At 70.6% G+C, this 11,758-nt stretch carries 11 protein-coding genes; 7 read left to right on the forward strand and 4 right to left on the reverse strand.

From position 1 onward, the window contains the following. Positions 1-63 precede the first annotated feature (63 nt). The 3 genes from folK to folP are packed head-to-tail and all read right to left on the reverse strand — an operon-like array spanning position 64 to position 1,858. Complete coding sequence (folK, locus tag ACQP1S_RS29780; protein ID WP_432901187.1) at positions 64-591, reverse strand: 2-amino-4-hydroxy-6-hydroxymethyldihydropteridine diphosphokinase; 528 nt, start codon at positions 589-591, stop codon at positions 64-66. Beyond that, a complete protein-coding gene (gene folB / locus ACQP1S_RS29785) occupies positions 588-947 on the reverse strand; it encodes a dihydroneopterin aldolase (RefSeq protein ID WP_432901189.1) in 360 nt (119 codons plus the stop codon). The genes folK and folB overlap by 4 nt, the downstream gene beginning before the upstream one ends. Continuing rightward, positions 944-1,858 carry a dihydropteroate synthase gene (folP, locus tag ACQP1S_RS29790; RefSeq protein ID WP_432901191.1) on the reverse strand — a complete coding sequence of 305 codons (915 nt, stop codon included), beginning with the start codon at positions 1,856-1,858 and terminating at the stop codon, positions 944-946. The genes folB and folP overlap by 4 nt, the downstream gene beginning before the upstream one ends. A 355-nt stretch (positions 1,859-2,213) precedes the next feature. On the opposite strand from folP, the gene ACQP1S_RS29795 reads away from it, so the two are divergent. Genes ACQP1S_RS29795 through ACQP1S_RS29825 form a run of 7 tightly spaced genes read left to right on the forward strand, consistent with a single transcriptional unit; the run spans position 2,214 to position 11,051 of the window. Then, positions 2,214-2,528, forward strand: coding sequence for a hypothetical protein (locus tag ACQP1S_RS29795; RefSeq protein WP_091247662.1), 315 nt, complete (start codon positions 2,214-2,216; stop codon positions 2,526-2,528). Between the two features lie 13 nt (positions 2,529-2,541). Next, positions 2,542-2,904, forward strand: a complete 363-nt coding sequence (locus ACQP1S_RS29800) for a hypothetical protein (protein WP_067302246.1) — start codon at positions 2,542-2,544, stop codon at positions 2,902-2,904. Between the two features lie 49 nt (positions 2,905-2,953). After that, the gene (locus ACQP1S_RS29805) at positions 2,954-6,751 is read left to right on the forward strand and encodes an ATP-binding protein (RefSeq protein WP_432901194.1); all 3,798 of its coding nucleotides are present in this window, start codon (positions 2,954-2,956) and stop codon (positions 6,749-6,751) included. A gap of 2 nt (positions 6,752-6,753) precedes the next feature. After that, positions 6,754-8,706 (forward strand): MFS transporter, encoded by a 1,953-nt coding sequence (locus ACQP1S_RS29810; RefSeq protein WP_432901196.1) that lies wholly within the window; start codon positions 6,754-6,756, stop codon positions 8,704-8,706. Beyond that, on the forward strand, positions 8,703-9,260 hold the full coding sequence (locus ACQP1S_RS29815; protein WP_432901198.1) for a hypothetical protein: 558 nt from the start codon (positions 8,703-8,705) through the stop codon (positions 9,258-9,260). The genes ACQP1S_RS29810 and ACQP1S_RS29815 overlap by 4 nt, the downstream gene beginning before the upstream one ends. An 8-nt stretch (positions 9,261-9,268) precedes the next feature. Beyond that, positions 9,269-10,435: a M23 family metallopeptidase gene (locus ACQP1S_RS29820; protein ID WP_432908436.1), complete on the forward strand. Its 1,167-nt coding sequence runs from the start codon at positions 9,269-9,271 to the stop codon at positions 10,433-10,435. 13 nt (positions 10,436-10,448) lie between these two features. After that, positions 10,449-11,051, forward strand: coding sequence for a hypothetical protein (locus ACQP1S_RS29825; protein ID WP_432901200.1), 603 nt, complete (start codon positions 10,449-10,451; stop codon positions 11,049-11,051). A 2-nt stretch (positions 11,052-11,053) separates the two neighbouring features. Here ACQP1S_RS29825 and ACQP1S_RS29830 read toward each other — a convergent pair whose 3' ends face one another. Next, a complete protein-coding gene (locus tag ACQP1S_RS29830; RefSeq protein WP_432908438.1) occupies positions 11,054-11,614 on the reverse strand; it encodes a hypothetical protein in 561 nt (186 codons plus the stop codon). Positions 11,615-11,758 lie beyond the last annotated feature (144 nt).

Genomic DNA, 11,758 nt, shown 5'->3' on the forward strand with positions numbered 1-11,758 from the left:
GACCCGTCGGGCTCCTGGTCACGGGGCGGTCGGGACTGCGTCATGCCGGCCGGCTCCACTGGTTCATGAGTCCGACTCTAACGCCAGATCGGGGCGCGGGTTCAGTTCCAGGGCGTCACCGGCGACCGGTTCGGCGTTGAGCAGGTCGGTGAGCCAGCCGTGACCGGCCAGCCGCCCGTGCGGGTCGATGTCGATCCACGGCCGGAGCACGAAGGCGCGCTGGTGGGCGCGCGGATGCGGCAGGGTCAGTTCGGGATCGTCACTGAGCACCGGTCGACCGGTGTCGTCCCAGACGGCGACGACGTCCACGTCGAGGGTGCGCGGCCCGAACCGACGGGCCGGGTCACGCACCCGGCCGGCGGACCGCTCGGCGGCGTGGGCGCGGGCCAGCCAGTCACCCGGGCCCGCCGCCGGGTCGGCGACCATCACCGCCGCGTTGAGGTACGCCGGCTGCTCGGCGTCCCCCCAGGGGGGTGTCTCGTAGACGCCGGAGACCACCAGCACCGCGTTGCCGAGGCCGGTCACCGCGGCCCGCAGGTGGCCGAGCCGGTCACCCAAGTTGCTGCCGATCGACAGCACCGCCCGGGTCACCGGGTACGCCGCATCGTGACGGCCACGTCGGCGAAGGTGTGCGGGATCGGGGCCTCGGGCTTGTGGACGGTGATCGTGGCGGCGGCGACCATCGGCTCGGCCAGGCAGACCGCGAGCAGCCGGTCGGCGAGCGTCTCGATCAGGTTGACCGGCTCCCCGGTGACCACCGCGACCAGCTGCTGCGCCAACTCGCCGTAGTGGACGGTGTCGGTCACCTCGTCGGAGCGGGCGGCCGGGGCGAGGTCGAGTTCGAGGACGGCGTCGACCACGAAGACCTGCCCCTCGGCGCGCTCGAAGTCGTAGACGCCGTGTCGGCCCCGGGCCCGCAGGCCGGTCAGGGCGATCCGGTCGGTCATCGTCCCGCACTCCCTCGACTGGTGTGGACCGGGCTCTTCCCGGTGACGCCCGGGGCGATGGCGCCCGGGGCGATGGTGAGCCGGGGGCGGCCGGTGGCCGACCAGACGGCGAGCGCGTCGACGGTGCCCCGGACGTCGTGCACGCGTACCCCCCAGGCCCCGGCGGCCACCGCGAGCACGCTGGTGGCGACGGTGGCGGCGGCCCGGCCGTCGGTGTCCCGTGGGGTGCCGTCGGCGGCCGCGAGCAGCCGGCCCAGATAGGACTTGCGGCTGGCCCCGAACAGCAGGGGGAGACCGAGGTCGAGCAGCTCCGGCAGGCGGGCGCTGAGTTCCCAGTTGTGCGCGGCGGTCTTGGCGAAGCCGAGCCCGGGATCGATCACGAGCCGGTCGGCGGCCACCCCGGCGGCCAGCGCGTCGTCGACCCGCTGGGCCAACTCGGCCCGGACGTCGGCGACCACGTCGGTGTAGGCGGCCAGTTCGCGCATCCCCCGCGAATGTCCCCGCCAGTGCATCAGCACCCAGGGGCAGCCGGCGTCGCGGACCACCCGGGCCATGTCGGGGTCGGCCAACCCGCCGGAGACGTCGTTGACCACGGCGGCACCGGCGACGACGGCCGCCTCGGCCACCGGGGCCCGGGTGGTGTCGATGCTGACCGGCACGCCGGCGGCGACGAGTTCCCGGATCACCGGCAGCACCCGGGCCGCCTCGGTCCCCGGGTCGACCCGGTCGGCGCCCGGCCGGGTGGACTCGCCCCCGACGTCCACCAGGTGCGCACCCTCGGCGCGCAGTCGCACCCCGTGTGCGACGGCGGCGTCGAGATCCGCGTATCGGCCGCCGTCGGAGAAGGAGTCGGGCGTGACGTTGAGGACGCCCATCACCACCGGGGCCTGCGCCCGTACCAGATCGGTCACGACTAGACGGTACCGGTCGCGCCGGGGCCTGCCGGGAACCCCCACCAGCCCCCTCCGCGACGAGCTGACGTGCCGGTTAGCACAGGTGTACTATCGGTCTTCCGGGCCGAATCGGGTCGACTCTTCGCGGCTTGTCGCAAAGGGGGGCGGCCCGTACGCTGTGAAATTGCCCAGCATCAAGAGATGGCGAAGCCTGGAGGGAGGGCCAAAGCGGGAAAATCCCCCCAAATCTCGCCACTCTCCGTGGTGGGAAACCCGCACCGCGTCAGCGACGCGGTGCACAGTGAGCACATTCCCGCCAGGCTTGCCTACTGCACCACCGCGGCGTCGCCGGCCGCGTTATGGGGAGGTTCCAGTGATCGCCTTCGAGCTGATGGAGACGACGTCGTCCGGCGTCGCGCAGGTGCTGCACACCTTGGCGACGGCGCCACTCGCCGAACCAGCCCCCAAGGGCATCGACACCAACGGTGTCGTCACCTTCTTCGCCAGCAAGATCGCACCCATCCTGCTCGCCGTGCTCGGGGTCATCTTCATCGGGCGGGCCAGCCGGGGCGAGATCTCCAAGGTGCTCACCAGCTCGGCCATCGCGATCGTCGGGCTGGCCTTCATCGCCGGCGCGGCCACACTGTTCTTCATCGGTGACTACCTGATCGATCTGATCTTCGAATAGGCGCGGGCGAGACATGCGGCTGCGCACCGACGACGACATCTACCGGGCCCGCCTGGTCTACCTCGGGCCGCCCGGCTACACCCTTCCGGTCCACCTGCCCTACGCCCAGTACGGCCTGTTCATGCTGCTCGTACCCCTCTACATGTTCATCCACTGGCTGTTCACGCTGCAGGTCGAGCTCTTCCCCGCCTGGGAGATCGCGCTCGCCATCGTGAGCACCTCGTTCATCTTCCGGTACGTCGACCCGGACCGACCGGCGCGGATGGTCATCCGCACCGCGCTCACCGACTGGCGACGCACCCGGGAGCCGGCCGCCGAACTGCGGGACCCCCGCCTGGTCGGCAGCCGGATCAGGATCCGGGAGGAACTGGCATGACCGGGTGTACCCGCATCGGGCAGTCGGACCACATGGGTGAGGCGGTCGAATGAGTCGCTCTTCCACGCCGGGTTTCCCGGCCGGACGACACAGTGCCCCGCACGGTAACCGTGCGCGGTCGTTCGACTACCCCCAGGAGGAGCTGCGGGACGACGAGCCGTACGACCCGGCCCTGCTCACCGGCCCGGGCCAGGGTGGCATCGGGGTCTTCCAGGCACCCCGGGCCACCCCCGGTGTGGACACCTCCCCGGTCGAGCCGGTCTCCGCCGCGCCGATGCTGGTGGGTGACGGCACCGACATCGACTCCCCCTTCCTCGATCTCTTCGGCGGCGGTCCACGCCCCGGCACCCCCCCGTCTCCCGGTGCCCCGTCCCCCGGTGGCCCCGCGCGACGCGGCCCCGGCCGGCAGCACCAGCCCGCCCCGCACCGACCGGCCGCCGCGCCGACCCCACCGGCGGCCATCGAGGCGCAGGCACCTCCGGCGGCCATCGAAGCGGCCCCACCCACCGAGCGGCCCGCCCGTACCCGGGTTCCGCACCAGCAGGGCGACCGACCGGCGCCGGCGCCGACCGGCGCCCGGCCGACCGAACCTCCGCAGCGGGCGCCACGCCGGGTCCCGGCCGAGCTGTTCCCCCGGGAGACCGGCGAGCCGCTCACCGCACGGGAGGCGGCCGAACGGGCCCGCCGCGAGGCCACCGAACGGGCCCGGGAAGCGACCGACCGCAGCCGACGCGAGGCCGCCGAGACGGCCCGCCGGGAAGCTGCCGAGCAGGCCCGGCGCGAGGGCGTCGAAGCAGCCCGGCGGGAGGCGATCGCGCAGACCCAGCGCGAGGCCGCCGAGACGGCCCGGCGTGAGGCCGCCGACGCGGCGCAGCGCGAGGCCACCGAACACGCCCGCCGTGCGGCGGCAGAAGCCGCCCGGCTTGAGGCCGCCGAGCTGTCGCGGCGAGAGAGCGCCGAGCAGGCCCGGCGGGACGCGGCGCTGACGGCTCGGCCCCGGCCGACCCCGGTGGAGTCCACCACGGCGGCCTGGCCCGAGCACGTCGAGCCGGCCTGGCCGGAGGCCGCCGAAGCGGCCTGGCCGGAGCCGGCCGGGCCGGTCCGGGTGGAGGCCGTGACCACCCCGGTCGGCGCGTTGACCACCGAACCGGCCCGGCGCGCACTCGTCGAGCCCGACCGGTCCGAACCCGCCGAACCCGGCTCCCGCGAACTGGCCGCACCGAGGCAACGTGCGGCGAGCCGCCGCACCGAGGCGACCAAGCCCGTCCGGGTACGCCCACCAAAGATCAAGTTCGGTGACCGGGACCCCTCGATCGACCTGGCGATCACCGAGATCGCCGGGCACCTGACCTTCACCCCCAACACCGTCACCGCCTGGTACTGGCTCCCCGAGGTCCGGTGGGCGTTCCGACCGGACGCCGAGCGTGAGGCGCTGCTCTCCGCGATCTCCGAGCAGTACGCCGGCCTGGCCGGCTTCCGGCTGCACCTGCGCCGCACCACCCGGCCGTTCCCCGCCGACGAGTGGGCCCGCACCATCGACGCGCACACTTCGTCGCCGCTGCCCGACGTCCCCGGCACACACGGCTGGGCCGACCACCTGGTCGCCGCCCAGCAGCACCTGATGTCGGTCAACCACGCCGAGGGGCAGACCTACCTGGGGGTCACCTTCGCCCGGCGCTCGCTCGGCGACTCCCTCACCGAACGGCTGCTGCGGGCCTTCGGCAAGGGCACCGCCGATGGGGAACGCCGCAAGCTCGGCCGCACCGTCGAACAGTTCGACGAGGTGCTGGGCAGCTTCGGCATGCGTGGCCGGCGGGTCACCGCGCAGGAGCTGGAATGGTTGCTCTACCGCTCGGTCGCCCTCTGCATGGCCCCGCCCGGCACCCTCTCCCCGGTGACCAACGGCCGGTGGGAACGCGGCGACCTGCTCGCCCTCACCGAACAGGTCGAGCGTTACCGCACCCCGTACGGCACGACGGTCAAGCTGGTCAACCGGATGACCGGCGAGGAACGGCACGTCGCCGTGCTCGCGGTCGGCCGGATGGAGCCGCTGGAGATCCCCGAACGACACGAGCCCTGGCTGCACTTCCACGAGCGGCTGCCCTGGCCGATGGAGATCTCCACCCGGGTCGACATCCTCGGCTCCGGTGACTCCTTCCGTAACCTCGAACACCGGCTACGGATGATCCGCTCGCAGCAACTCGACTATGCCGAACACGGCATCGACGCCCCACCCGAGCTGGAACGGCTCGCCAAGCGGGCGCTGGTGATCGGCGACGAGATGACCACCGGCCTGCCGGTGGACTCCGCACGGGCGCACGGCTGGCACCGGATCGCCGTCGGCGGCCGGACCCGCGAGGAGTGCATGGAACGGGCCCGCCGGCTCATCCAGCTCTACTCCCGCGAGCTGCGCATCTCCCTGCAACACCCGAAGAACCAGGACTGGCTGGCCCGGGAGTTCATCCCCGGCGAGCCGATCGCCAACACCGGCTACGTCCGCCGGATGCCGGTCCCGTTGCTGGCCGCCGCGCTCCCCCAGGCGGCGTCCACCGTCGGCGACCGCCGGGGCGACCTGATCGGTCGTACCGCCGGGACCTGCCGTCGGCCCGTCTTCCTCGACCTGCACTTCCCGATGGAGGTACGCGAGCGCTCCGGGCTCGCCGTCTTCGTCGCCGAACCCGGCGGTGGCAAGTCGACCCTGCTCGGCGCACTCGGCTACCTGGCCGCCCGACGGGGTGTGCAGGTCACCCTGCTCGACCCGTCCGGACCGCTGGCCCGGCTCTGTGCCATGCCCGAGCTCAAGCCGTACGCCCGGGTGCTCAACCTGACCGGCTCGGAGCCGGGGACGCTGGCGCCGTACGCGCTCATCCCCACCCCGCTGCGCAGCGAGTTCACCAGCGGTGCGGCAGGTGACCGGGAGTTCGAGATCGCCGTCTCCAACGCCCGGGCCGAGCGACGCATGCTGGTCCAGGACATCTGCATGATGCTGGTGCCGCCGCAGGTGGCCCGGGAGGCATCGACCGCCACCCTGTTCCGACACGCGGTACGCCAGGTGCCGGCCGAGGAGACGTCCACCCTGGACGACGTGGTCACCTGCCTGCAGGGGCTCGACGACGACGCCGGGCGGGAACTGGCCCACCTGCTGCTCGACACCGCCGAGATGCCGCTGGCCATGCTCTTCTTCGGCCGCCCGCCGGAAGGGCTGCTCGGCGCGGACGCGGCGCTCACCGTGATCACCATGGCCGGCCTCCGACTGCCCGACCTCAAGATCGAACGCGAGTACTGGTCGGCCGAGGAGGCGTTGGCCCTGCCGATGCTGCACACCGCGCACCGCCTCGCCGTGCGCCGCTGCTACGGCGGGTCGATGTCCTCCCGCAAACTCGTCGGACTGGACGAGGCACACTTCATGGAGGGGTGGCGCTCCGGCCGCTCCTTCCTGGTCCGGCTCGCCCGCGACTCCCGCAAGTGGAACCTCGCCGCCCTGGTCGCCTCACAGAACCCCAAGGACATCCTCGGCCTCGACGTCCAGAACCTCGTCTCCACCGTCTTCGTCGGCCGGATCGCCGAGGACACCGAGATCGCCTCCGAGGCGCTCCGGCTGCTCCGGGTCCCGGTCGACGACGGTTATGAAGCCACCCTGGCCTCCCTCTCCGCCGTCGACACCGCCTCGGCGACCCGGCTCGGCTTCCGCGAGTTCGTCATGCGCGACGTCGACGGCCGGGTGCAGAAGGTCCGGGTGGACGTGTCGTACGTCGAGGGGCTGCTGAACCACCTCGACACCACCCCCGCAGCGGTCGCTCAGGCCGCCGGGATATTGCCGACCGTCCTGGCTGATCTGGAGGCGTGACAATGGCGAGGGCCCGGGCACGGATCACGGCGCTCCTCCTCGCACTCGGCGTACTCGCCGGTGCCACGATCGCCTGGCCGGTGGTCGGGGCCACACCGGCGTACGCCGTACCGCCCGTGACGGCACAGGCCGCCGCGAACCTCTGCACCACCAAGGAGTGGCAGGCCGACTTCCGCGCCTGCGTCGCCAAACTGAAGCAGGTCAGTGAGACGGAGGTCGACTGCCGCAAGCCACCGGTTCCCTCAGCCCCGGACTCCGGCCTGGCCGGGTGGTTCGCCTCCCGGCCCGACGCGTCGAAACTCCCGGGGCCGAAGGGCCTCTACAGCGACTACGGCTACGGCGGTTACAGCTTCAACACGTACGACGTGGAGGGGGGATGCGCCTCGACCGTCCTCCACCCGGACTACAAGTTCACCACGACCGTCGCCAACGGCGAACTGATGATGGCCACCGCAGTGGTGGGTGCCTCGAACGCCTTGCGGGAGCGCGCCTGGGACCCGCGATCGATGTGGGACTGGGCCGATCCACTGGTGGAGAAGGCGACCAAGGCCGTCTACCAGAAGGTATTCAGCGTCTTCGGCATCGTGACGCTCTGCGTGGTGGGCCTGTATCTGCTCTGGCGCTCCCGCCAGTCGGACATGAGCAATGCGATGACCACCGCAGGCTGGGCACTGCTGGTAATGGTCGCGGTGACCGCGCTGGCAGCCTGGCCGGTGAAGTCCGCCAACATAGCCGACGGCACACTCATCACCTCCCTGGGCGTCGTACACGACGCCGTCGGACCTGCGACCCGCGACATTCCGCCAGACCGATGTGTTCTGCCGAACCCCGACGCATGCGTGGACAAGCGCCCTCCTGCCGTTCGTGCCAGCGATACTGCCACCGAGTCGATGTTGTACCGAAACTGGTTGCGTGGCGTCCTGGGCTCTGCGGACAGCGAGACTGCGCAGAAGTACGGAGCGGCCCTCTACGATGCCAAATCGCTCTCCTGGGAAGAGGCGGAGAAGCTTCGGCAGAACCCCGCCACCCGTGAGGCGACCATCAAGGCCAAGCAGCAACAATGGATGACCGTTGCCGAACAGATCAAGGTGGAGAATCCGGAAGCCTACGAGTATCTGCAGGGCAGCCGGGACATGGACCGGATCGGCTCCGGGTTCATCGCAGTGCTCGCCTCGCTGCTCTTCGCCATGTTCGACCTCACCGCCTCATTATTGGTCCTGCTCGGCTTCATGATCTTCCGCTGGGCGGTGATCGCCGCTCCGATCCTGGGCACGGTCGGCCTACTCCGCCCGGCCAGCGCCGGGCTGCGGCGACTGGCGAATGCCGTCGTCGCCGCTGTATTCAACATCGCCATCTTCGGCACCGGTGCGGCGATCTACCTGTTCGCCGTTGACCTGATCATGAGCACTCCCACCCTGCCCGGCTGGCTCCAGGTGGTGCTGGTCTGGCTCTGTGGTGTGGTCGGCTGGCTACTGCTACGTCCCTACCGACGGATCACCCAACTGGGCGGCAAGGACAGCAGTGAGGCGGTGGGCTCTGCCGGGTCGTGGCACCGTCGGTTCTTCCGGGATATGCGCGTCGCCGCCCGGCTCGACGTGGCCGAGCCTGGTGGCACGGCCGAGCCGAAGATCACCCGGCGGCGTGGTGCCGCGCTGGAACCGGCGGGGCTACGACCCGAGGCCAGACGGGAAGACCCCAGTCACTCCACCGTCAGCGCACCTGTTCAGGGAGATCGGCCAGATGGCCGGGAACGGGCCGAAGAGACCGGGCCGAGGTCGCCCTCACGTGACAGTGGCCCGCCCAAGGTCGCGCCCCGCCCCCGTCGGAATCCACCCGCGACCTGGACCGAGCCGGACGTGCCGGAGGAGGCCCCGTCGTTCGTGGTCTACCGACCCGACTCTGCTGCGCCAGCACCGGTCAAGCCCAGTCCCAGGATTCGCTCCGAGGCCAGGTGACGGTGATGCGGCGAGCAGTGGAGTTCCTCTTCACCCGGCTCATCCGGTCGCGCCTCGGGATCGCGCTCGGGATCGCCGTGCTGGTCCTCGGTGTGATCAGCACGGCCCGTCTGGTGGGCGGTCCCAGCGACCTGACGGCGGGGCTGAGTAGCCGCCCGCGTGAACCGATCACCACAGTCGATCCGGAGGCGGGCGACGACGGCGTCATCGCCACCCCAGCCCCGGAGTCGCCACGTACCCGACCCGGCGAACTGACCCCCGAACAGACAGCCACCCGGTTCACCACTGCCTGGCTGGGTGGAGGCACCGCCACCGCCGAGCAGTGGCAGGCGAGCCTTCGACCGCTGTCGACGCCCGAACTCACGGAGAAGCTCTCCGGTGCCGAACCGGCCGGGGTGCCGGCCGAGAAGGTCACCGGCACCGCGACCCTCCGTCCTCGGACGGCGGTCTTCGCAGAGGTGTTGGTTCCGTTGGAGAGCGGACAGCTGCGGCTGGAACTGGTTGCGCCCGACGGTCGCTGGTTGGTGGATGCCGTGGACTGGGAGCGGGAATGACTGCTGGAATGTCGGGAACGGGAGAACCGCCTCGTCGCCGAATTCGGATTGGTGCCGTCGCCGCCGCGCTCACCGGCACCCTCGCCCTACTCTGCTGCGGTGGTGGAAGCGCGGCGTTCTTCCTGACCAATCTTGGCGGTGACCAGGAGAGCCTGGTGTCGAACGAGCAGCAGTGCGACGACGAGCACCAGGTGAACGTCACCGGCAAGATGCCGCGGATGTCGGTCTACGGAGCCAGTCAGATGCGTAACGCGGCGATCATCATCAAGGTCGGCCAGGACATGAAGGTGCCACCCCGGGGATGGGTGATCGCGGTGGCCACGGCGATGCAGGAGTCGGCCCTGCGAAACCTCTCGAACAGCACCGTCGCCGGTTCCCGTGGGATCCCCAACGAGGGTGTCGGCTCCGACCACGACTCCGTCGGCCTGTTCCAGCAGCGAGCCGGCTGGGGCAGCGTCACGCAACGGATGAGTCCCGACTACGCGGCCCGCAAATTCTACGAGAAGCTGCTGAAGGTCGATGGCTGGGACCGGATGTCCCTGACCCGGGCAGCGCAGAAAGTGCAGATCAGCGCCTACCCCGATGCTTACGCCAAGCACGAGGACATCGCGAGCCAGATCGTCAACGCACTGGCCGGTGGTGCCGCCCGGACGGTCCAGATCGCCGAGCGCGCGGTCTGCGACCGGGCCTCCGCACGGGCCATCGCCGCTTCCGGGTGGACCGCGCCGATCGACGGTGGAGTCGGCTCCGGATTTCGTACCGCCAGCCGGCCTCGTCACAACGGTGTGGACATCGGTGCCCGCAAGCGGACCGAGATCCACGCTGCGGCCACCGGTCGGGTGCTGGTTGCCCGCTGCGACCCGGACCACAACGGCGTTCGTAACTGCGATGTCGACGGCTTTCCCGGCAAGGGCGGATGCGGATGGTTCGTCGACATTCTGCACGCCGGCGGATACGTCAGCCGCTACTGCCACATGATCGAGAAACCCCGGGTGGTTCCTGGGCAACTCGTCAAGGCCGGTGAGGTGATCGGGCTGGTCGGCAGCAGCGGCAACTCCTCCGGTCCGCACCTGCACTTCGAGGTGCACGTCGACAGCGACCGCAGTTTCTCCGGCGGGATCAACCCGGTGCCGTTCATGCGGCAGCGCGGTGCACCGCTGAACGGCCGGGCATGAGGCTGCCGCAACGATGAGCGGACCGCTGCCGGATCCCTTCGCCGGTCAGCCCGACTGGGCACCGCAACCACCACGGCCGATCCACATCGTTCCCGCCACCGGCCGGGTCGAGCTACGTGGCCGTCGTGTCCTCATGGGGCTGCCGGGCCTCGGCTGGCGGGGGGACCTCCGCGCCGACGAACGAGTGGTGCAGGGAAGCCGTACCTATGTGCCGGTCATCCCGGAACACGAGTGGTACCGGGCGGAGGCCGATCAGGTAGAGGTCTTCGCCCCGCTCGTCCCCGTGGAGAGGGTCTGGGTGGAGACTGTCGGGGCCCGACCTTCGGCCGTCGACCCAACCCACGACAAGGGAATCCGGCTGGTCTCCCTGGACGGACCGACGCACCCGGCCCCCACCCCGGTCTTCGAGACCGATGCGGTCAGCGGCCGACGAGTGGTGCGCGTCGAGGACTCTGTGGAACACCGCGATCTCCGCGCAGTGACCGAGCCCTACTCCGGTGCCGACGGCGACATCTGCGTCCGAGTGACTCCGGAGTTGGAGTGGTACCGCTGGGCTTGGCGTGGGCAGCCGCCCACCACCCTGGAAGTCCCAGTCCACCTACTATGGATCGAATGAGCTCAGATGCTCTTGGTTGCCTCGCAGACTCTCCAGTTGTCTTTGAGTCGGGTTTGAAATCGCCAATGCTGCCGATCACTTTGGGAGATGCCGTCCACAGCGGCTGAGAGAATGAGATCGGTCTCCACTTCGGCAGTCTCACCATGTCGGCTCATCAAAAGGGCGCCCCAACTGACCGTAAGCTCGGTTGCGAAGCGGCGCTCCCTGTCGCGCAGGTCGTCACGAAGTGCTCGTAGTTCGGCCAGTCCACCTGGTTTTCCGTCGCACACGAGGAGTTCCGCGCGGGTGTCGTTCTCGTTGACCAGGAACTCGCGAAGGTAGTTGTCCACCACGACGTCCGGGGCGCTCCGGTCGGGGGTGGCGGCTCGCTCGTACAGCACGTAGCCGGTCACCCCGCCTCCCACACAGAGCAACGCCAACACCCCGGCCACCACGGTGAGGACGGTCCGGAGCCGGCGGGGCCGCCGTTGCGGCACCGGCAGCGGCGCAGGGGGTGCCAACTGGTCCGGCGGGGTCCGCTGCGCCGGTACGCGGGACACCTGGGAACCGGCGGGGGGCTGCACTGATTCCACCCCCTGAGGCTATCGGCTGGGCGCCTCGTACCCAATGCCCCGGAAGCTGCGGATCGTGACAGGACAACCTCGGGAGGTGAGAGTTCACCGCTATTTGCGACAAGCCCGGCGCATCGCCGTCGTGCTTCCCGGAGG

It is taken from the genome of Micromonospora matsumotoense, from assembly GCF_050951065.1.
Taxonomy (GTDB): Bacteria; Actinomycetota; Actinomycetes; order Mycobacteriales; family Micromonosporaceae; genus Micromonospora; species Micromonospora matsumotoensis.

What these genes read in the sequence shown, in the direction of transcription:
- ACQP1S_RS29825 (WP_432901200.1), top strand. Translation starts at nt 10,449, where the DNA reads ATGAGCGGACCGCTGCCGGATCCCTTCGCCGGTCAGCCCGACTGGGCA.
- folB (WP_432901189.1), bottom strand. Translation starts at nt 947, where the DNA reads ATGACCGACCGGATCGCCCTGACCGGCCTGCGGGCCCGGGGCCGACAC.
- ACQP1S_RS29810 (WP_432901196.1), top strand. Translation starts at nt 6,754, where the DNA reads ATGGCGAGGGCCCGGGCACGGATCACGGCGCTCCTCCTCGCACTCGGC.
- ACQP1S_RS29800 (WP_067302246.1), top strand. Translation starts at nt 2,542, where the DNA reads ATGCGGCTGCGCACCGACGACGACATCTACCGGGCCCGCCTGGTCTAC.
- ACQP1S_RS29820 (WP_432908436.1), top strand. Translation starts at nt 9,269, where the DNA reads ATGTCGGGAACGGGAGAACCGCCTCGTCGCCGAATTCGGATTGGTGCC.
- ACQP1S_RS29805 (WP_432901194.1), top strand. Translation starts at nt 2,954, where the DNA reads ATGAGTCGCTCTTCCACGCCGGGTTTCCCGGCCGGACGACACAGTGCC.